Raw genomic sequence first — 19243 nt, forward strand, 5'->3', positions numbered from 1 at the left:
GCCCACGGTGGAGATCTCGTACGAGGTCCTCGCGGCGCTGCTCGTGGCAGCGCTCGCTGCGGGCTTCGTCGACGCCGTGGTCGGCGGCGGCGGGCTGATCCAGCTGCCCGCCCTGCTGCTCGGCCTGCCGGCCGCGTCCCCGGTGCAGATCCTGGCGACCAACAAGCTGGCCTCCATCTGCGGGACCACGGTGGCCGCGGCGACGTACGCCCGACGGGTGCGGCCCGACCCACGCACGTTCCTGCCCCTCATGCTGGCCGCCTTCGGCGGATCCGCGATGGGGGCCGGAGTCGCCGCGATGATCCCCAAGGCGGCCTTCGAGCCGATCGTGCTGGTCGTGCTGGTCCTCGTCGGGGCGTACGTCGTGGCGAAGCCGACCCTGGGCAGCACGACCGCGCTGCGCTTCGCGGGCCACCACCACACGCTGGGCGCCCTCGCCATCGGCCTGGTCGTCGGGTTCTACGACGGAGCGATGGGACCGGGGACCGGGTCGTTCCTCGTGATGGGCCTGGTCGGGGTGCTCGGCTACAACTTCCTCGAGGCCTCGGCCAAGGCTCGCCTGGCCAACTGGGCGACCAACCTGGCCGCCATCCTGGTCTTCGCCAGCCACGACGCCGTGCTGTGGGGGATCGGCTTCGCGATGGGCGCCACCAACATGGTCGGCGGCTACCTCGGGGCCAGGGTCGCGATCGGACGCGGCGCCGGGTTCGTCCGGATCTTCTTCATCGTCGTGGTCTCCGGGTTCGTGGTCCGCATCGGCGGCGGCCTGCTCGGGTGGTGGGGCTGATGGCAGCGCCGACCCGCTACCTCACGATCGCGCGGGACGGCGAGGTCGAGATCGAGGTGAGGCGCAGCCGCTTCCTCTGCACCCTGCGCCGGGTGGAGACCGAGGAGGCGGCCCGCGCCGTGGTGGAGGAGAAGCGTCGCGCCCACTGGGACGCCCGGCACCACTGCTCGGCCTTCGTGCTCGGAGCCGACGCCATGGTCCAGCGCTCCAACGACGACGGCGAACCGGCCGGCACCGCCGGCGCCCCGATGCTGGAGGTGCTGCGGGGAGCGGGTGGCGAGGGCGTCAGCGACGTCGTCGCGGTGGTGACCCGGTGGTTCGGCGGGATCCTGCTCGGTGCGGGGGGACTGGTCCGCGCCTACGGCGACGCCGTCCAGGCCGGGCTCGCCGAGGTCAGGACGCTGGAGCGACGCCTCCAGCAGGAGTGGAGCCTGGTCCTCGACCACGGCGAGGCGGGCCGGGTCGAGAGCGACCTGCGCTCGCGGGGCGTGCAGGTCCTCGACACGACGTACGACGCCCGCGTGACGCTGCTGCTCGGCACCGAGGACGGCGAGGCGCTGGGGGTCCAGGTCGCCGAGCTGACCGCCGGTCGGGGTGAGCTCACACGCGCCGGGGAGCGCTGGGTCGACCTCAGGGCGTGAGTGGTGCCCCGTCGACGTCGTTGTCGACGTCGCCGTCGACGTAGAGCCACCGACCGGCGCGGCGGGCGAAGCGGCTGCGCTCGTGCATCCGACCCTCCTGCCCCTCCGCGGTGCGCCACGTCGCCACGAACTCGACCTCGCCGGTCTCGTCGCCGGGCCCGCCGTCGGCGGTGTCGAGGATCTCCAGGCCGGTCCACGTGGTGGTCGGGTCGCTGCGCACGTCGTCGGGACGGGTGCGAGGGTGCCACGTGGTGAAGACCCAGTCGTCGAGACCCAGCGCGAAGGCTGAGTAGCGCGAGCGCATCAGCTCCTCCGCCGTGGCGGGACGTTCGCTGCCGCGGTGGAACCGGCCGCAGCAGGCGTCGTACGTCGCTCGCTCGGCGTCACTTCCGCCGCAGGGGCACTCGGGTTGCAGCACCGGTCGAGCCTATCGGCCGGGCGTGGGACGTAGGGGCTCTGGGGTTGGCTGGGCCGACGGGCTAGGTTGTGGGTGTGACGAGCATCGCAACGCAGGCCCCGTCCCCCCGCACCGTCGGAGAGCTCCGGGAGTCCGGCCACGAGCACACCACCCTGCGCGACGAGCTGCGCACCAACCTGCTCGCGCAGCTGCGCGACGGCGTCGACCCGTGGCCCGGACTGCACGGCTTCGGCGACACGGTGATCCCGCAGGTGGAGCGCGCCATCCTCGCCGGCCACGACATCGTCCTGCTCGGCGAGCGTGGGCAGGGCAAGACGCGCCTGCTGCGCAGCCTGGTGGACCTGCTCGACGAGTGGAGCCCTGTGATCGCCGGGTCGGAGCTGGGCGAGCACCCCTACGACCCGATCACTCCGCAGTGGATCACCGCTGCCCGGGCCCAGGGCGACGCGCTGCCGATCGAGTGGGTGCACCGCTCCGAGCGCTACGCGGAGAAGCTCGCCACCCCCGACACCTCGGTGGCCGACCTGATCGGTGACGTCGACCCGATGAAGGTGGCCGAGGGGCGTCACCTCGGTGACCCCGAGACCATCGCCTTCGGGCTCGTGCCGCGCAGCCACCGCGGCATCGTCGCCATCAACGAGCTGCCCGACCTGGCCGAGCGGATCCAGGTGTCGATGCTCAACGTGATGGAGGAGCGCGACGTCCAGATCCGCGGTTACCTGCTGCGCCTCCCGCTCGACGTGCTGGTGGTCGCCAGCGCCAACCCCGAGGACTACACCAACCGCGGCCGCATCATCTCCCCGCTCAAGGACCGCTTCGGGGCCGAGATCCGCACCCACTACCCCGTCGCGCTGGCCGACGAGCTCGCCGTGATCCGGCAGGAGGCCGGGCTCGTCGCCGAGGTGCCGGAGGTCCTGCTCGAGGTGCTGGCCCGCTTCACCCGTGCCCTGCGTGACTCCTCCGCCGTCGACCAGCGCTCCGGCGTCAGCGCCCGCTTCACCATCGCGGGAGCCGAGACCGTGGCCGCGGCGGCCCTGCACCGGGCGACCCGCCAGGGGGAGGACGAGGCCGTGGCCCGGCTGGTCGACCTGGACGCGGCCGTCTCCGTGCTGCGCGGCAAGGTCGAGTTCGAGACGGGCGAGGAAGGTCGCGAGAGCGAGATCCTCACCCACCTGCTGCGCACCGCCGTCGCGTCGACCGTGCGCGAGCACCTGGCCGGGGTCGACCTCGGGCTGCTGGTCGAGGCGATCGAGGACGGTGCCACCGTGGCCACGGGCGCGCAGATGACGGCCCGCGACTTCCTCGCGGGCCTGCCCCGGTTGGGGGAGTCGGAGGTCTACGACGAGGTCGCCGCCCGGGTCGGGGCCAGCACGCCCGGCGAGATTGCCGGTGCCGTCGAGCTCGCCCTCGAGGGCCTCTACCTGGCCCGTCGGATCGGCAAGGACTCTGCAGGGGCTGAGACGGTCTATGGCTGAGAAGGGACACGCATGCACGTCGAGCTGAGGGAGGCGCTTCCCGGGGACGCCAAGGAGATCCGGGCGCTGGTCGAGGTGGTGCTGCCTGCGACGTACGACCCGATCGACCCGCGCTACGCCGCCCGCGAGCTGGAGCGCTGGGAGGTCGAGGACATCCCGGCCACGCTCGAGGACGGCGTCTTCGTGGTGGGCGAGGTCAACGGGCGGATCATTGGCCTGGTCTCGGCCACCATCGACGACCGCGACCGGTTCGTGATGAGCACGCTGCACGTGCACCCCGACTTCCAGGGCCAGCGCGTCGGCACCCGGCTCCTCAACGAGGTGGTCGACCTGGTCGACGACCGGGCGCTCTGGACCCGCTACCCCGAGGGCGACGACAACGCCGCCGCCTTCTGCCAGCGCAACGGGTTCGGCGTGGCCGAGGTCGTCGACGACCCGCCGTTCCCGCGGCAGGTCTGGGCCAGGCTGGACCGGGACAGATGAGCAAGTACGAGCGGTACGCCGGCGGCGACCCGCTCGCGCCGCCGGTCGACCTGGCCGAGGCGCTCAGCGCCATCGGCGAGGACGTGATGGCCGGGGCGTCGCCGGAGCGGGCGCTCTCGGAGTACCTGCGTCGCGGACCCCAGGACCAGCAAGGGCTCGACGAGCTCGCCGCGCAGGTCGCTCGCAAGCGCCGTGAGCTGCTCACCGAGCACCGGCTCGACGGCACCCTCGACGACGTACGACGCCTGCTCGACGAGGCCGTGCTGGCCGAGCGGGGACAGCTGGCGCGCGACGTCGCGATGGACGACGGTGACCGGGCCTTCCGGGAGATGCGGCTCGACGGCCTCCCGCCGTCGACGGCGTCGGCGGTGACCGAGCTGTCGAGCTACGAGTGGGCGAGCTCCGAGGCGCGCGCGAAGTACGACGAGATCAAGGACCTGCTCGGTCGCGAGATGCTCGACCAGCGGTTCGCCGGCATGAAGGAGGCGCTGGAGGGCGCGACCGAGGAGGACCGCGAGCGCATCAACGAGATGCTCACCGACCTCAACGCGTTGCTCGCCGCGCACGCCCGCGGGGAGGACACGAGCAGCCAGTGCGCCGACTTCATGGAGAAGCACGGGGAGTTCTTCCCCGAGCAGCCGCGCAACGTCGATGAGCTGCTGGACGCCCTGGCCGAGCGCAGCGCCGCGGCCCAGCGGATGCTCAACTCCATGTCGCCCGAGCAGCGCGACGAGCTCATGCAGCTCTCCGCGCAGGCGTTCGGGTCGCCCGAGCTCGCCGACCAGCTCGCGCAGATGGACGAGCACCTCCGGTCGCTGCGGCCCGGCGAGGACTGGAACGGGTCCGAGCGGTTCTCCGGCGACGAGGGCCTCGGCCTGGGCGACGGGACGGGCGTGCTTCAGGACGTCGCCGACCTGGAGGCGCTCGCCGAGCAGCTGGCCCAGTCCTACGCCGGTGCCCGGATGGACGACGTCGACCTCGACGCGCTGGCCCGCCAGCTGGGCGACGACGCTGCGGTGCAGGCGCGCGCGCTGGCCGACCTGGAGAAGGCCCTGCGCGAGTCCGGCTACCTCGAGCGTGGATCCACGGGTGACCTGCGGTTGAGTCCGCGGGCCATGCGCCAGCTCGGCAAGTCGCTGCTGCGCGACGTGGCCACGCAGCTGTCGGGCCGCCAGGGGCAGCGCGACGTACGCCGCAGCGGCGCCGCGGGTGACCTCACCGGGTCGGCGCGGAGCTGGGAGTTCGGCGACACCGAGCCCTGGGACGTGACCCGCACCCTCACCAACGCCATCCGCCGCACCGTGGGGGAGGGGGAGTCCCCTGCCGCCGGCGTACGGATCGACGTCGACGACATCGAGATCGCCGAGACCGAGGCGCGGACGCAGGCGGCGGTGGCGCTGCTCGTGGACACCAGCTTCTCGATGGCGATGGACGGGCGCTGGGTGCCGATGAAGCGCACGGCCCTGGCGCTGCACCAGCTCATCCGCACCCGCTTCCGCAACGACCACCTGCAGCTGGTCGGTTTCGGGCGCTACGCCCGCACCATGGAGATCGAGGAGCTCACCGCCCTCGACGCGCGCTGGGACAAGGGCACGAACCTCCACCACGGCCTGCTCCTGGCCAACCGCCACTTCCGCCGACACCCCGGCGCCCAGCCCGTCCTGCTGGTGGTGACCGACGGCGAGCCGACCTCGCACCTGGAGGCCGACGGGCAGGTCTGGTTCGACTACCCGCCGCACCCCGTCACCCTGGCCAAGACGGTGCGCGAGCTCGACAACGTACGTCGCCTCGGCGCGCAGACGACCTTCTTCCGTCTCGGCGAGGATCCCGGGCTCGCGCGCTTCATCGAGTCGATGGCGCGCCGGGTGGACGGGCGGATGGTCTCGCCCGAGCTCGACGACCTGGGGGCCGCGGTGGTGGGGTCCTACCTCGGTTCCCGGTCCAGTGGCCGCCAGACAAGAGGCTTCGGCGACTTCGGCGGCTGGGGCGGCTGGGGCGGACGTGGTGACTGGGTCGGATGAGGCGCCTCTAGGGTCTCGCGTTCGGGAGTGGTCTACGCCACACTGACCTGATGGGAAGAGGGTCTCCTAGGGACCAGCGCCCGGTGCGTCAGCGCGTACGCCGGGCACTGCAGGAGAGTGGACCGTTGCTGGGCGGGCTGGCGCTGATCGCTGCCGTCGGTGCGGGCTTCGCGTGGGGGCAGCCGCCCGAAGCGCGGGGCCTGCCGACCACGGCGGACGTACCCACTGCCGTGCCCGAACGTCCTACCGGGACCGTGCGTGGCGTCGTCCACGACGTCGACGGTGCGCCGGCGGCGGGTGTCGTCGTCGAGGTGGTGACCGGGCCCTTCGTCTCGCGGGCGGCCCGCCCCAGCGCGACCAGCAGCGTCCTTCTCGGGCCGACCTGGAGCGACACGACGGACGCCGACGGGACGTACGAGATCCCGGAGGTCGACGCCGGACCGCACCGGCTCGTCGTGTCGCCGGACGGCGGCCTCTGGGCCACCTGGTGGTTCGGAGGGGCGGCGACCGTCGACCTGGCCCGCGACTTCCGGGTCGATGCGCAGCAGGACGTGGTGCTCGACCTCGACGTGCTGCCGGCTGCCAGCATCCGCGGGACGGTGGCCGAGCCCGGCCCCGCGGTCCGCAGTGCCACGGCAGGCGAGTCCGGCGACGTGGCGGCGGCCACCGAGGTGGTCCTCGAACGACGCACGGGACGCGGGTGGACCACCGTCTCCCGGTCGGCGGTCGCCAGGTCCGGGGAGTACGAGGTCGACGGCCTGCTCCCGGGGGACTACCGCGTGCTCGCCGACAGCCCTCGCAGCGGGATCACCTACGCGCCGTCGGCGGCCTCCCCGGCTGAGGCCCAGCTGCACCCCGTCGCCGTGGGGGAGTCGGTGGACGTCGACGTCGAGGTGCCCCCGCCAGCGACGGTCACCGGTCGGTTGACCACCTCGGCCGGGACCCCGTTGCCCGGCCGGGAGATCGGCTTCAGCGCGGGGTGGGTCGTGGTGGATCCGCGGTTCCCCCCGATCGCCGACCAGCGACGAACTGTGCGCACCGACGCGTCCGGCCACTTCGCCGTACGCCTCGGGACCGGGGAGTGGAGCGCCCACACCGATCCGCGGTGCGTGGGCACCGGGACGTCGAGGCTCGACGTGGTCGCCGGCCGTGACGGCACGTGGGCCCTCGTCGACGACGCCGTCGCGACGCTCTCGGGGCGTGTGGTCCGCCCCGACGGCACCCCACGGTCGGGAGTGCGAGTGTCGCTGGGCAACTCGCGGGCAGCGTGCGGCCAGAGCGCGACGACGGACAAGCGGGGGCGGTGGAGGATCGCCCGGGTGCCGCCCGGCCCGACCCTGGTCGAGTACGTCGTCGACACGCCCCGCGGGACGCAGTTCCGCTCCTATCACCCCGGCGTCAGGAAGCCCGCGGACTCCAGCCGGATCGACGTCGCGCTCGGGGCGAGGGTCACCGGTCTGAGGGCGACGGTGCGGTGACCGGGGTGGTGACCGGGGTGGTCGCGACACCGGCCGCGAGACCGAAGCCGAGGACGGCGGCGGGTGCGGCGAGCGCGGCGTACGGCTTGAGCCAGGGGAACACCCGGTAGTACGGCTCGAAGCCACCCACGAGCATCCACACCGCGAAGAGGCACAGCGCGACGGCGTTGACCATCGTGAGCGCCAGCGCCCAGCCGGCAGCGGGGCGGACCAGTGCCGCGATCCCGGTGGGCACCACCCACAGCGAGGCCATCAGGTAGGGGGCGATGAGGAGGAAGAAGATGCCGAAGGCGCCCCCCGGCTCGATCTCGTGCTCCGGCGCCACGGTGACCATCGGCGAGAGGTAGCGGGCCACGGCGACGCCCAGCCAGCCGAGGAGGGTGATCAGGGCCGCGACGAGGGCGGTGGAGGTGCGGAGCATGGGCAGGAGTCTCGTCGGCGTGACGCCTCGGCGGGTGGGGATCATGTCGCCGTCACGTGAAGGTTCTGCGCAGGTCCCCGCAGGTCGTTCACACCGGGGCCCTGCGCAAGGCCCTGTGCTGGGCCACCACAGCCGTCACGAGGCAACTCGTGCCGTGTCAACGCCCTACGCCGGGATGGTGGTCAGCCGGGTGGCTCTTCAACCGATGGTGGCTCCGGCACAGCGTCGCCAGGTAAGGCGGTCCACCTGGGCGCGCCCGGTCTTCTCGATGAACGGCGCCACCTGCTGGTCGATCCACGCCACACCTTCGGCCGGCAGCGCCGGGCAGGCGTGGATGGTGGCCTCCGCGACCTGGAAGACCGCCGCGTCGGAACCGTCAGGCAAGGCGGGGTGGGCGACCGCGCATGCGTACGCGATCAACAGCGTGTCCGCCTCCGCGCGACGCACCGCAGCCGCGTTGGCACGGGCCAACGCGACCAGGTCGCCGGGGGTCGTCACGTCTTCGAACATGTGTTCGAATCCAGCGGTTCCCGCGGTCGAGCGACACCCCTCTGTTTCTCCTGTGGAGGAGAGCGGAACCGAGCGGCACCTGGCTCTTTCAGGCGGTCTCGGGGAAGGCGATCCCGGTCTTGGCGTGGCAGCGGTAGCCGTTGGGGTTCTTCGCCAGGTACTGCTGGTGCGGGTCCTCGGCGTAGTAGTACTCACCGGCGGGGGCGATCTCCGTGGTGACCTCGGGGAAGCCCCGGCGCTGCAGCTCCTCGGCGTACGCCCGGGTGAGCTCGCGCGCGACCTCCTCCTGCTCGGGGGTGGTCGTGTAGATCGCGGAGCGGTACTGGGTGCCGACGTCGTTGCCCTGACGCATGCCCTGCGTGGGGTCGTGGATCTCGAAGAAGCGCTTCACCAGCTCGGCGTACGGGACGACCTTCGGGTCGAAGACCACGCGGACCGCCTCGGTGTGGCCGGTCATGCCCGAGCACACCTCCTCGTACGTCGGGTTCGGCGTCGTGCCGCCGGCGTAGCCCACCGACGTCGACCAGACGCCGGGCACCTGCCAGTAGAACTCCTCGGCTCCCCAGAAGCAGCCGAGCCCGAAGACGGCGACCTCGAGGCCCTCGGGCACCTCGTCGCTCACCACCGGCGTCCCGAGGACCACGTGCTGGCCCAGGGTCCAAGGGCGCGACGGGCGACCCGGCAGCGCCTGGTCGGGCGTGGGGACGGAGGACTTGAGGCGGCCGAAGAGCACGGGAGACTCCACACGATGGGGGTTGGATGAGGTGTTCGCCCAACGTAACGCTTTGATGGTCGTGAGACTTCCCGCGTAGGCTCGCTCGCGTGACTGAGCAGCAGTGGGACTCCGCCGGATTCGAGACCAGGGCCATCCACGCCGGCTACGAGCCGGACGAGATGAGCGGCGCGGTCATCCCGCCGATCTACGCCACCAGCACCTACAAGCAGGACGGTGTCGGCGGCCTGCGCGGCGGCTACGAGTACAGCCGCTCGGCCAACCCGACGCGTACGGCGCTCGAGGGCGCGCTGGCCGCGGTCGAGGGCGGCGCCCACGGCTTCGCCTTCGCCTCCGGCCTCGCCGCCGAGGACACCATCATCCGCGCGCTGTGCCGCCCCGGCGACCACGTCGTGCTGCCCAACGACGCCTACGGCGGCACGTTCCGCCTCTTCGACAAGGTCGCGAAGGTCTGGGGCCTGGACCACACGCCCGCCGTCGTGGCCGACCCCGAGGCCGTGCGCGCTGCGATCGAGCCGGGCCGTACGAAGCTCGTCTGGGTCGAGACGCCCACCAACCCGCTGCTCAACGTCGCCGACATCGAGGCGCTGGCCGCCGTCGCCCACGAGGGCGGGGCCCTGCTGGTCGTCGACAACACGTTCGCCTCGCCCTACCTCCAGCAGCCGCTGGCGCTGGGCGCGGACATCGTCGTGCACTCGACCACGAAGTACGTCGGTGGCCACTCCGACGTCGTGGGCGGCGCCATCGTCGTCAACGACCCCGAGATCGCCGAGAAGATCGGCTTCCACCAGAACTCCATGGGCGCCGTCGCCGGCCCCTTCGACTGCTTCCTGACCCACCGCGGCCTCAAGACCCTCGCGGTCCGCATGGAGCGCCACTGCGACAACGCCGAGAAGATCGTGGAGTTCCTCGCCGCCCACCCGGCCGTCGCCGAGGTCATCTACCCCGGTCTTGAGGCGCACCCCGGCCACGAGGTCGCCAAGCGGCAGATGAAGCGCTTCGGCGGGATCATCTCCTTCCGGGTGGCAGCCGGCGAGCAGGCCGCCCTCGACGTCTGCGCCAAGGCGGAGGTCTTCACCCTCGGGGAGTCCCTGGGTGGCGTCGAGTCGCTGATCGAGCACCCCGGCCGGATGACCCACGCCAGCGTCGCGGGCACCGAGCTCGAGGTCCCCGCCGACCTCATCCGCCTCTCCGTCGGCATCGAGACCGTCGAGGACCTGATCGCCGACCTCGGGCGCGCGCTCGGCTGATCCTGCGCCGGTCTCGGTAACCTGACCCGGTGACCAACGACGAGGGACGCGACCAGTCTGATCACGCAGGATCAGGGCCCGTTCAGGACGGCGCGGGGGAGCGGCTCGCGGAGCGCCTGACGCAGCAGCTCGCCCAGCAGTGGGCGCACCTGCGTGCCGAGCGCCGGGCCGAGGCGTCGGTGGCGCCGGTGAGGTCGGGCTCCTCGAACTTCTCGCGCGCCCAGGTGCCCTGGGGACTCGACCTCGCTGCGGCCTGGTCGTGGCGCTTCCTGGTCATCGTCGCCGCGGGCTACGTGATCCTGTGGACGATCAACCGGTTCGCCCTCATCGCCTTCCCGCTGGCCGTCGCGCTGCTGCTGGCCGCCCTCGTCTCGCCGATGGTGCGTGCCGCCCGCAACGTGGGCGTGCCCCGTGGTCTGGGCTCGATCTTCGGCGTGCTCCTCACCGTCGGGGTGGTGGGCATGCTGCTCACCTTTGCCGGGCAGCAGGTCGTCAACGGCACCAAGGAGCTCGCCGGCGAGGTCGTCAAGGGACTCGAGAAGATCCGCGCCTGGTTGCGCGACGGACCACTCAACGCCTCCGACAGCCAGATCAACGACTACATCGGCCAGGTTCAGGCGGCCATCACCGAGTGGTCCAAGTCGGGCGCGCTGAGCCAGGCGGCCGACCTCGGCACGGCCATCGGCAACGTGACGGCCGGGTTCTTCATCGTCCTCTTCGCCATGTACTTCTTCCTCGCCGACGGCGAACGCATCTGGACCTGGATCGTGCGCCTCGCCCCGCGCGCCGCGCGCCAGCACGTGGACTCCTCGGGCCGGGTCGCCTGGGTCTCGCTCACCCAGTTCGTCCGGGCCACGGTCATCGTCGCCCTCGTCGACTCCGTGGGCGTCATGCTCGTGGCGTGGTGGCTCGACGTGCCGCTCGTCCTGGCCCTCGGCGTGCTGGTCTTCCTGGGTGCCTTCGTGCCGATGATCGGCGCCACCGTGGCCGGTGCCGTGGCCGTGCTGGTGGCGCTCGTCGACCAGGGCCCGCTGACCGCGCTCTTCATGCTGATCGGCGTGATCGTGGTCCAGCAGATCGAGGGCAACGTGCTCCAGCCCTTCCTGATGGGCCGCTTCGTCTCCGTGCACCCGCTCGGCGTGATCGTCGCCATCGCCGCGGGCCTCCTCACCGCCGGCGTCGCCGGTGCCTTGGTGGCGGTGCCGCTGGTCGCCGCGATCAACGCCGTGGTCGTGCACCTGGCGGGGAAGGCCGAGGCCGACGAGATCGCGGTGACCGACGCCGAGGAGGAGCTCCTCGAACCGGACGAACCTGATCCCGGAGAGTCGGGACCACGCGCGTCGGGACCAGATGCCCCGGCGCCCACGGCACCCGAACCGGCCGCTCCCGCCGAGGAGACGCGATGAGCGAGCTCCACCTGCCCGGCATCGACGACGTACACCGTGCCGCCGAGACCTTGCGCGGCGTGGCCGTGCGTACGCCGATGGAGGAGTCGCGCTGGCTCTCCAGCATCGCCGGCGGCCCGGTGCACCTGAAGTGCGAGAACCTCCAGCGCACCGGCTCCTTCAAGGCGCGCGGTGCCTATGTCCGCATGGCGGGCCTGTCGCCCGAGGAGCGCGAGCGCGGCGTGGTCGCCGCGTCGGCCGGCAACCACGCCCAGGGCGTGGCGCTGGCGGCGCAGCGGCTGGGCATCGCCGCCCGCGTCTACATGCCCGAGGGGGCGCCGATCCCCAAGGAGCGGGCGACCAGGGGCTACGGCGCCGAGGTGGTCTTCGAGGGCAGTCGGCTCGAGGAGGCGCTCGCTGCCGCCCGGGACTACGCCGAGGAGACCGGCGCGATCCTGATCCATCCCTTCGACCACCCCGACGTCGTCGCGGGCCAGGGCACCTGCGGACTGGAGATCCTCGAGCAGGTGCCGCAGGTGCGCACCGTCCTCGTGCCGACCGGCGGAGGCGGGTTGCTCGCGGGCGTCGCGCTCGCGGTCAAGGCGCTGCGTCCCGACGTACGCGTCATCGGCGTGCAGGCAGCCGGTGCCGCGGCCTACCCGTACTCGCTCGCCTCCGGCCGCCCGGTCGCGCTGGAGCAGATGCAGACCATGGCCGACGGGATCGCCGTCGGACTGCCCGGCGAGGTGACCTTCTCCCTCGTACGCGACCTGGTCGACGACGTGTGGACCGTGGGGGAGGAGTCGCTCTCCCGTGCCCTGCTCGCGCTCGTCGAGCGGGCCAAGATGGTGGTGGAGCCCGCAGGAGCGGCCGCTGTTGCCGCGCTCCTCGACGACCCCGGTCGGGTGGAGACGCCAGCGGTGGCGGTGCTGTCGGGCGGCAACATCGATCCCCTGCTGCTCGGGAAGGTGATCCGCCACGGACTCGCGGCTGCGGGCCGCTACCTCTACCTGCGCGTGTGCATCAACGACCGCCCCGGAGGGCTGGCCCGCCTGCTCGCCGAGATCGGCGAGGTGGGCGGCAACGTGCTGGAGGTGACCCACGAGCGGATGTCGCCGACCCTGGCGTTCGACGAGGTGGAGGTGCGGGTGCAGCTCGAGACGCGCAGTGCCGAGCACGCCGCCGAGGTCCTGGCCCGGCTGCGGGAGCGCGGCCACCGCATCCAGGAATGACGAACGGCGCCCGGGTGACCCGGACGCCGTTCGTGGTGGTGCGTGGTGCGCGAGCCGTGGGACTCAGCCAGTGAGACTCAGCCGGTGAACGGCACGGCGCCGGTGATCTCGATGTTGATCTTCTTGCCGTTCGGCGCCTCGTAGGAGACCTTGTCGCCCACCTTGTGGCCGCTGATGGCTGCGCCGAGGGCGGACTGCGGGGAGTAGACCGTCAGGCCTTCCTCCTCGATCTCGCGGGCGCCGAGGAGGAACGTCTCCTCGTCGTCGAAGTCGGTGAACTTGACGGTGACCTGCATGCCCGGCTCGACGACGCCGTCGTCGGGCGGGGTCTCCCCGACCTCCGCGCGGCGCAGCATGTCCTCGAGCTGACGGATGCGGGCCTCCTGCTTGCCCTGCTCGTCACGAGCGGCGTGGTAGCCGCTGTTCTCCTTCAGGTCGCCTTCGTCACGAGCCGCGCTGATGCGGTCGATGATCTCCTGGCGCTTCGGGCCCTTGAGGTCGTCGAGCTCAGCCTGCAGCTTGTCGTGGGCCTCCTGGGTCAACCAGATGGTGCCTGCGCTCTGGGTCATGGATTCACTCCTGTGTGGACAAAAGCAAAACCCGCCGGGCTCGTCGTGAGTGTCACGACCACTTCCCTGGGAGCCCTGCGGGTCGGATGTTCCGACCACTGTAGCAACAGGGGGCACGTCCGGGGGCCGTGACCAGCAGGGTGGTCAGCGCCAGCGGGTCTGACCCTCGGCGCGGCAGCCGACCATCTCGACGCTGGTGGCCTCGCGCTCGGTGCGCACCGTGACCGTCTGGACGCCGTCGGTGCCGGTGAAGGCGAGCTCGCCGACGACGGACTTGTCCACCGAGATGGCCCGGACCACGCACTCGGCCTCGTCGACGTCGTCGAGCTGCACCTGCACCCGTACGTCGACGGCGTGCTTGTCGATGACGTCGTAGCCCACGACCTGCGACTCGGCGGCGGGGGCGCCGTGGAAGAAGGCGGCCCAGGCGACCCAGGCCAGGAAGACGACGCCCAGGGCGACGCTGGCGGCGATGGTGGCCTGACGGCGGATCGGGGAGGAGGCGCCGTAGCGCGCATCGAGCTCAGCCTGGTTGGTCACGCACCAAGGGTGCCATCGGCGAGCAACTGCCACGCCCCCGCGCCTAGACTCGGGTCCATGTCCGCAGGTCCCCGCGCTGGCTTCCGCCTCATGCACGTGCACGCCCACCCCGACGACGAGTCGAGCAAGGGGGCTGCCTCCACGGCGATGTACGTCGCCCAGGGCGTCGACGTCCACGTCGTGACCTGCACCGGGGGTGAGCGCGGCTCGATCCTGAATCCCAAGATGGACCGGCCCGACATCGCCGCGAACATCACCGAGGTGCGCCGCCAGGAGATGGAGCGGGCGCGCGACATCCTCGGCGTACGCCAGGACTGGCTCGGTTTCGTCGACTCCGGGTGGCCCGAGGGCGACCCGAAGCCTCCGCTGCCCGAGGGCTGCTTCGGGCTGATGGACCCCGCCGTCGCGGCGGAGCCGCTGGTCCGGCTGATCCGGGAGTTCCGTCCGCACGTCGTCACGACGTACGACGAGAACGGTGGCTATCCGCACCCCGACCACATCATGTGCCACAAGGTGGCCGTCGAGGCGTTCCACGCCGCCGGCGACCCGGAGCGCTACCCGGGCACGGGGGAGCCGTGGCAGCCGCTGAAGCTCTACTACCAGCACAGCATGAACCGTCCGCGCACCCAGGCGCTGCACGACGCGATGCTCGCGCACGGCCTCGAGTCGCCCTACGGGGAGCGGCTGCAGAAGTGGACGCCGGACCCGGCCTTCGACGCGCGCATCACGACCCGGGTGGAGTGCTCCGACTGGTTCGGCGTGCGCGACCAGGCGCTGCTCGCCCACGCGACCCAGATCGACCCCGACGGCTTCTGGTTCTGGGTGCCGCGCGAGCTCCAGCAGGAGGTCTGGCCGACGGAGGACTTCGAGCTGGTCGTGAGCCACGTCGCCAGCGAGCTGCCCGAGGACGACCTCTTCGCCGGGATCCAGCCGGGCGCCTGACACACTGGGAGCATGTCCGACCTCTTCAGTGCCGATCTCCTCACCTCCCTCGTCACGCTGGCCCAGGACGCGCCTCGTCCGGTGCCGGAGGACGACGAGGTCAAGGCTGGTTACGTGGCCCTCTTCCTGTGGCTCGGCATGTGCGTCGCCGTCGCGCTGCTGGGCTGGAGCCTGATCCGCCAGATCCGCAGGACTTCAGCCGCCAAGGACGCCGGTGTCTACGGCGACCCGGTCGAGGGTGGGACGACGCGCCGCGAGGACGATGTCACCGCCGATGTCACCGCCGGGGCCATCGCCGACGAGACGCCCTCGGAGGACGCCGCGTCCGAACGTTGACCCGATCGGATGTGTGAACCTCCCGGGGTGGGGGTAGGGACTGTCCATGATCTGGGACATTGTTGGTTTTCTCGTGTTCGGCCTCGTCGTCGGGGCCGTGGCTCGGCTCATCAAGCCGGGCAAGCAAGACCTGAGCTGGTTGGCCACCTTGGGTCTCGGTGTCGTCGGTTCCCTGGTGGGTGGCCTGATCGCCTCCATCATCGGCTCCGGTGACATCTTCGAACTGAACATCCTCGGCGCGATCATCGCGATCGTGGTCGCGATCGCCCTGGTGGGCACCGCAGAGGCGATGTCGGGCAAGAGTCGCACCTCCTGAGTCAAGTCCGCGCGCGTCCCTGACGCGCACCCCGCAAGGCGCTCGAAAGCCGTGAGGCACGTCACCCGACGTGCCTCACGGCTTTTTTTGTCTCCGGGCTTTCCGCGTGCCATAATTCCGTTTGTTGAATCTCGTAGGTGAGCCGCTCCAGCAGCGGGCTCCCTGCTCCTTGAACCGGGGTGCAGTCGGCGATCCCCCCATGCGCCGACTGCACCCCTTCCAGCATTTCTGGCCAAGATTGTCGCGCCTGTGCTGATGACCCAGGCCCGATGATGGTCCGGTGCTCGTGAGGCCAGCACGCCGGCCACAGCCCCCTGCGCGGGCTCACGGCACGGCACCGGCGCACAGCGCAGCACCGGCGCACAGCGCAGCACCGCCGCGCCGAGGGCGGGCGGTGCTCAGGTGCACCTGGTGGCCGGCGCCTGACGATTCGGCGCGAGACGGTTCGGTGCGCGGAGGATCGGTGCGCGGAGGATCAGTGCGCGGCGGCCGAGTACGTGGCCAACGTCACGCCGACGTAGTGGGCCAGGAAGGCCAGGACCGTGAGGGTGTGGAAGACCTCGTGGAAGCCGAACCACCGCGGCGAGGGGTTCGGTCGCTTCACTCCGTAGACCACCGCGCCGATCGTGTAGAGGGCCCCGCCGAGGACCACCAGGACCATCACCGCGATGCCGACATCGCGCCCGTACTGCATGGCGCCGTCGACGAAGCCGCCGAAGAAGAAGACGGGAGCCCAGCCCAGTGCGAGGTAGATCGGCGCCGAGACCCACCTGGGGTGGTCGACCCACCACAGCTGCATCGCCACGCCCAGCAGTGCGCCGGTCCAGACGATGACGAGCATCAACCACCGGTCGGTGCCCTCGAGCAGCAGCACAGCGAACGGCGTACAGGTGCCGGCGATCAGCAGGAAGATGTTGGAGTGGTCGAACCGCTGGAGGAACTTCTGGGCCCTCGGCGACCACCTGCCTCGGTGGTAGATGGCCGAGACGGTGAAGACGAGCAACGCCGTCAACGCGAAGACGGCCGTGGCGATCCGCGTCTTGGCGTCGGGAGACAGAGCGACGAGGGCGACGCCGGCGGCCAGCGCCACCGGCGCGGTGCCGGCGTGAAGCCAGCCACGCAGGTGGGGCTTGACCTCGGCCAGCGTCTCCTCGACGCGGTCGTGGAGATGGTCCATGCGCACCCGGAGCGAGTCGTTCATGGGTACAACCTACGTGCCGGTACGTCGTGAGATCCACAGGTCGAGACCGGGATCTCTCCTGAGACGCCGATCCGGGATCGGTAGAGTCGGGGGCATGGCCAAGTGGAAGGACGCCGTGCGTCGCGTGCTGTACCCGGCGTACGAGTCGCGAGTGGTGAAGGGGCTTCCCGCGGGCCGCATCCCCAAGCACGTGGGCGTCATGCTCGACGGCAACCGCAGGTGGGCCAAGGCCGTCGGGGCCGACGCCGCGAGCGGTTATCGCGCCGGGGCCGACAACATCCAGCCCTTCCTGGGCTGGTGCGAGGAGGTCGGCGTCGAGGTCGTCACGTTGTGGCTGCTGTCGACCGACAACCTCAACCGCCCGCCCGAGCAGCTCGCCGGCCTGCTGACCGTGATCGAGGGCGCGGTCGAGTCCCTGGCCGCCACCGGCCGCTGGCGCGTCCACCCCGTGGGAGCCCTCGACCTGCTGCCGGCCGAGACCGCCGAGAAGCTCAAGGCTGCCGACGAGGCCACCCGTGACGTCGACGGACTGCTGGTCAACATCGCCGTCGGCTACGGCGGTCGTCGTGAGATCGCGGACGCCGTCAGGTCGCTCCTGCTCGACCAGAACTCCAAGGGCGCCACGCTGGAGCAGCTCGCCGAGACGATCGACGTCGAGCACATCGCGGAGCACCTCTACACCAAGGGGCAGCCTGACCCCGACCTGGTGATCCGCACCTCCGGCGAGCAACGGATCGGCGGCTTCCTGCTCTGGCAGAGCACCCACAGCGAGTTCTACTTCTGCGAGGCGCTGTGGCCCGACTTCCGCCGCGTCGACTTCCTGCGCGCGATCCGGGCGTACGCCGAGCGCGAGCGCCGCTTCGGCACCTGAGGGGTCGAGGGCGACCTCGGCCCGTCACACAGTGGTGACGCACTGTTGACGTGCGCGTTGCGGCGTGTCTCCCCACGGGCGGTGCCCGGCGGTCGTACGTTCCGAAGCATCGGCAGGTGGGGAAGCCGGCTGATGCCAGGAGGCCCGCTCGTGAGCACTCACGACTTCGCAGGACGCAGCGTGGAGGTCGGCGCTCGCCGCCCTCTGCCCGTGTCCGGGAGGGGTCGGCACTCCGGCCCCAGGGTTTCGTCCTGGCCCGACATGAACTAGGGCCGGGCGTGAGTGCGCGTGCGTCCTGCGAGGTGAATCCAGTGGCCGCGACCTCTCCTGACACGCGTCGTACCTATGTCCTCGACACCAGCGTCCTGCTGGCCGATCCGGGGGCCATCCGCCGCTTCGCCGAGCACGAGGTCGTGCTCCCCGTCGTGGTCATCACCGAGCTCGAGGGCAAACGCCACCATCCCGAGCTCGGTTACTTCGCCCGCAGCGCGCTGCGGATGCTCGACGAGCTGCGCGTCGTCAACGGTCGTCTCGACGAGCCGGTTCCGGTGGGCGACGAGGGGGGAACCCTGCGGGTCGAGCTCAACCACACCGACGCGACGTCGCTGCCCTCGGGCTTCCGGCTGGGCGACAACGACACCCGCATCCTGGCGGTCGCCCGCAACCTCGCCGACGAGGGCGCCGACGTCACCCTGGTGTCGAAGGACCTGCCGCTGCGGATCAAGGCCTCGGCCGTGGGCCTGGACGCACAGGAGTACCGCGCCGAGGCGGTGAGCGCCTCCGAGACGGGCTGGACCGGCATGCAGGAGCTCGTCGTCCCGGCCGCCGCGGTGGACGAGCTGTACGAGGACGGGGTGCTCGACCTCGACGCGGCGCGCCAGATGCCCTGCCACACCGGGCTGGTGATGGTCTCCGACCGCGGCACGGCGCTCGGGCGCGTGGGCCCGGACAAGCAGGTCCACCTGGTCAAGGGCGACTCCGACGCCTTCGGCGTGCACGGTCGTTCGGCCGAGCAGCGGGTCGCGCTGGAGCTGCTCCTCGACCCCGACATCGGGATCGTGTCGCTGGGCGGGCGAGCGGGCACCGGCAAGTCGGCGATGGCCCTGTGCGCCGGTCTGGAGGCGGTGATGGAGCGGCGTCAGCACAAGAAGGTCGTGGTCTTCCGGCCGCTCTTCGCCGTCGGCGGGCAGGAGTTGGGCTACCTCCCGGGCAGCGAGAACGAGAAGATGGCGCCATGGGGCCAGGCGGTCTTCGACACCCTCGGAGCGCTCGTCTCGCCCCACGTGGTCGACGAGGTCGTGCACCGCGGGATGCTCGAGGTGCTGCCGCTGACCCACATCCGGGGGCGTTCGCTGCACGATGCGTTCGTGATCGTCGACGAGGCGCAGTCGTTGGAGCGCAACGTGCTGCTGACGGTGCTCTCACGCATCGGGGCCAACTCGAAGGTCGTGCTCACCCACGACGTCGCGCAGCGCGACAACCTGCGGGTGGGGCGTCACGACGGTGTGGTCGCGGTGGTGGAGAAGCTCAAGGGCCACCCGCTCTTCGCCCACGTCACGCTCACCCGGTCGGAGCGCTCACCGATCGCGGCCCTGGTGACCGAGATGCTGGAGAACGTCTCGCTCTGACCTGCA

21 protein-coding genes are annotated in these 19243 nt (G+C 71.4%); 14 read left to right on the plus strand and 7 right to left on the minus strand.

What is annotated here, in order from left to right; all coding sequences use genetic code 11:
- Positions 1-7: 7 nt before the first annotated feature.
- Both FCL41_RS03265 and FCL41_RS03270 read left to right on the plus strand, forming a co-directional pair.
- The gene (locus FCL41_RS03265; RefSeq protein ID WP_137067390.1) at positions 8-787 is read left to right on the plus strand and encodes a sulfite exporter TauE/SafE family protein; all 780 of its coding nucleotides are present in this window, start codon (positions 8-10) and stop codon (positions 785-787) included.
- Positions 787-1428 carry a YigZ family protein gene (locus FCL41_RS03270; protein WP_137067389.1) on the plus strand — a complete coding sequence of 214 codons (642 nt, stop codon included), beginning with the start codon at positions 787-789 and terminating at the stop codon, positions 1426-1428. The genes FCL41_RS03265 and FCL41_RS03270 overlap by 1 nt, the downstream gene beginning before the upstream one ends.
- Here the strand turns inward: FCL41_RS03270 and FCL41_RS03275 are convergent.
- Positions 1418-1846, minus strand: coding sequence for a YchJ family protein (locus tag FCL41_RS03275; protein WP_239021749.1), 429 nt, complete (start codon positions 1844-1846; stop codon positions 1418-1420). The two genes, FCL41_RS03270 and FCL41_RS03275, sit on opposite strands and share 11 nt — an antisense overlap.
- A gap of 74 nt (positions 1847-1920) precedes the next feature.
- Between FCL41_RS03275 and FCL41_RS03280 the strand changes: the two genes are divergently transcribed.
- From FCL41_RS03280 to FCL41_RS03295, 4 genes are all read left to right on the plus strand, one after another.
- Positions 1921-3321: a magnesium chelatase ATPase subunit I gene (locus tag FCL41_RS03280; protein ID WP_239021750.1), complete on the plus strand. Its 1401-nt coding sequence runs from the start codon at positions 1921-1923 to the stop codon at positions 3319-3321.
- Between the two features lie 12 nt (positions 3322-3333).
- Positions 3334-3804, plus strand: a complete 471-nt coding sequence (locus FCL41_RS03285; protein WP_137067388.1) for a GNAT family N-acetyltransferase — start codon at positions 3334-3336, stop codon at positions 3802-3804.
- Positions 3801-5825, plus strand: coding sequence for a vWA domain-containing protein (locus FCL41_RS03290; protein WP_137067387.1), 2025 nt, complete (start codon positions 3801-3803; stop codon positions 5823-5825). Before FCL41_RS03285 ends, FCL41_RS03290 begins: the two co-directional genes overlap by 4 nt.
- A gap of 83 nt (positions 5826-5908) precedes the next feature.
- Positions 5909-7303 (plus strand): carboxypeptidase-like regulatory domain-containing protein, encoded by a 1395-nt coding sequence (locus tag FCL41_RS03295; protein ID WP_175422338.1) that lies wholly within the window; start codon positions 5909-5911, stop codon positions 7301-7303.
- On the opposite strand, the gene FCL41_RS03300 is transcribed toward FCL41_RS03295, so the two are convergent.
- From FCL41_RS03300 to msrA, 3 genes are all read right to left on the minus strand, one after another.
- Positions 7275-7724: a hypothetical protein gene (locus FCL41_RS03300; protein ID WP_137067385.1), complete on the minus strand. Its 450-nt coding sequence runs from the start codon at positions 7722-7724 to the stop codon at positions 7275-7277. The two genes, FCL41_RS03295 and FCL41_RS03300, sit on opposite strands and share 29 nt — an antisense overlap.
- A 198-nt stretch (positions 7725-7922) precedes the next feature.
- On the minus strand, positions 7923-8234 hold the full coding sequence (locus tag FCL41_RS03305; protein ID WP_137067384.1) for a hypothetical protein: 312 nt from the start codon (positions 8232-8234) through the stop codon (positions 7923-7925).
- 88 nt (positions 8235-8322) lie between these two features.
- The gene (gene msrA, locus FCL41_RS03310) at positions 8323-8967 is read right to left on the minus strand and encodes a peptide-methionine (S)-S-oxide reductase MsrA (protein WP_137067383.1); all 645 of its coding nucleotides are present in this window, start codon (positions 8965-8967) and stop codon (positions 8323-8325) included.
- 89 nt (positions 8968-9056) lie between these two features.
- On the opposite strand from msrA, the gene FCL41_RS03315 reads away from it, so the two are divergent.
- Genes FCL41_RS03315 through ilvA form a run of 3 tightly spaced genes read left to right on the plus strand, consistent with a single transcriptional unit; the run spans position 9057 to position 12834 of the window.
- Complete coding sequence (locus FCL41_RS03315; protein WP_137067382.1) at positions 9057-10217, plus strand: cystathionine gamma-synthase; 1161 nt, start codon at positions 9057-9059, stop codon at positions 10215-10217.
- Positions 10218-10246: 29 nt separating this feature from the next.
- A complete protein-coding gene (locus tag FCL41_RS03320) occupies positions 10247-11623 on the plus strand; it encodes an AI-2E family transporter (RefSeq protein WP_239021751.1) in 1377 nt (458 codons plus the stop codon).
- Positions 11620-12834 carry a threonine ammonia-lyase gene (ilvA, locus tag FCL41_RS03325; RefSeq protein ID WP_137067381.1) on the plus strand — a complete coding sequence of 405 codons (1215 nt, stop codon included), beginning with the start codon at positions 11620-11622 and terminating at the stop codon, positions 12832-12834. The genes FCL41_RS03320 and ilvA overlap by 4 nt, the downstream gene beginning before the upstream one ends.
- Positions 12835-12911: 77 nt before the next feature.
- Here ilvA and greA read toward each other — a convergent pair whose 3' ends face one another.
- Both greA and FCL41_RS03335 read right to left on the minus strand, forming a co-directional pair.
- Complete coding sequence (greA, locus tag FCL41_RS03330; RefSeq protein WP_137067380.1) at positions 12912-13403, minus strand: transcription elongation factor GreA; 492 nt, start codon at positions 13401-13403, stop codon at positions 12912-12914.
- 144 nt (positions 13404-13547) lie between these two features.
- A complete protein-coding gene (locus FCL41_RS03335; RefSeq protein WP_170970363.1) occupies positions 13548-13943 on the minus strand; it encodes a DUF4307 domain-containing protein in 396 nt (131 codons plus the stop codon).
- Positions 13944-14000: 57 nt separating this feature from the next.
- On the opposite strand from FCL41_RS03335, the gene mca reads away from it, so the two are divergent.
- From mca to FCL41_RS03350, 3 genes are read left to right on the plus strand one after another with little or no spacing between them, the layout of a single operon-like run.
- Positions 14001-14885 (plus strand): mycothiol conjugate amidase Mca, encoded by an 885-nt coding sequence (gene mca, locus FCL41_RS03340; RefSeq protein ID WP_137067378.1) that lies wholly within the window; start codon positions 14001-14003, stop codon positions 14883-14885.
- Positions 14886-14897: 12 nt separating this feature from the next.
- Positions 14898-15221 carry a hypothetical protein gene (locus FCL41_RS03345; RefSeq protein WP_137067377.1) on the plus strand — a complete coding sequence of 108 codons (324 nt, stop codon included), beginning with the start codon at positions 14898-14900 and terminating at the stop codon, positions 15219-15221.
- Between the two features lie 46 nt (positions 15222-15267).
- Positions 15268-15537, plus strand: a complete 270-nt coding sequence (locus FCL41_RS03350) for a GlsB/YeaQ/YmgE family stress response membrane protein (RefSeq protein ID WP_239021752.1) — start codon at positions 15268-15270, stop codon at positions 15535-15537.
- Positions 15538-16012: 475 nt separating this feature from the next.
- Here FCL41_RS03350 and trhA read toward each other — a convergent pair whose 3' ends face one another.
- Positions 16013-16738: a PAQR family membrane homeostasis protein TrhA gene (gene trhA / locus FCL41_RS03355; protein ID WP_170970362.1), complete on the minus strand. Its 726-nt coding sequence runs from the start codon at positions 16736-16738 to the stop codon at positions 16013-16015.
- 94 nt (positions 16739-16832) lie between these two features.
- Here trhA and FCL41_RS03360 point away from each other — a divergent pair, with 94 nt between their 5' ends.
- Positions 16833-17609, plus strand: coding sequence for an isoprenyl transferase (locus tag FCL41_RS03360; RefSeq protein ID WP_137067376.1), 777 nt, complete (start codon positions 16833-16835; stop codon positions 17607-17609).
- A 278-nt stretch (positions 17610-17887) separates the two neighbouring features.
- On the plus strand, positions 17888-19237 hold the full coding sequence (locus FCL41_RS03365; protein WP_137067375.1) for a PhoH family protein: 1350 nt from the start codon (positions 17888-17890) through the stop codon (positions 19235-19237).
- Positions 19238-19243 lie beyond the last annotated feature (6 nt).

Origin of the sequence: Nocardioides jishulii, assembly GCF_006007965.1 — a bacterium.
In the GTDB taxonomy this organism is placed as follows: domain Bacteria; phylum Actinomycetota; class Actinomycetes; order Propionibacteriales; family Nocardioidaceae; genus Nocardioides; species Nocardioides jishulii.

Bases quoted from the DNA above. Each gene is read 5' to 3' on its own strand.
- FCL41_RS03270 (WP_137067389.1), top strand. From the start codon at position 787: ATGGCAGCGCCGACCCGCTACCTCACGATCGCGCGGGACGGCGAGGTC.
- FCL41_RS03285 (WP_137067388.1), top strand. From the start codon at position 3,334: ATGCACGTCGAGCTGAGGGAGGCGCTTCCCGGGGACGCCAAGGAGATC.
- FCL41_RS03290 (WP_137067387.1), top strand. From the start codon at position 3,801: ATGAGCAAGTACGAGCGGTACGCCGGCGGCGACCCGCTCGCGCCGCCG.
- FCL41_RS03300 (WP_137067385.1), bottom strand. From the start codon at position 7,724: ATGCTCCGCACCTCCACCGCCCTCGTCGCGGCCCTGATCACCCTCCTC.
- FCL41_RS03305 (WP_137067384.1), bottom strand. From the start codon at position 8,234: ATGTTCGAAGACGTGACGACCCCCGGCGACCTGGTCGCGTTGGCCCGT.
- ilvA (WP_137067381.1), top strand. From the start codon at position 11,620: ATGAGCGAGCTCCACCTGCCCGGCATCGACGACGTACACCGTGCCGCC.
- greA (WP_137067380.1), bottom strand. From the start codon at position 13,403: ATGACCCAGAGCGCAGGCACCATCTGGTTGACCCAGGAGGCCCACGAC.
- mca (WP_137067378.1), top strand. From the start codon at position 14,001: ATGTCCGCAGGTCCCCGCGCTGGCTTCCGCCTCATGCACGTGCACGCC.
- FCL41_RS03345 (WP_137067377.1), top strand. From the start codon at position 14,898: ATGTCCGACCTCTTCAGTGCCGATCTCCTCACCTCCCTCGTCACGCTG.
- FCL41_RS03350 (WP_239021752.1), top strand. From the start codon at position 15,268: ATGATCTGGGACATTGTTGGTTTTCTCGTGTTCGGCCTCGTCGTCGGG.
- trhA (WP_170970362.1), bottom strand. From the start codon at position 16,738: ATGAACGACTCGCTCCGGGTGCGCATGGACCATCTCCACGACCGCGTC.
- FCL41_RS03360 (WP_137067376.1), top strand. From the start codon at position 16,833: ATGGCCAAGTGGAAGGACGCCGTGCGTCGCGTGCTGTACCCGGCGTAC.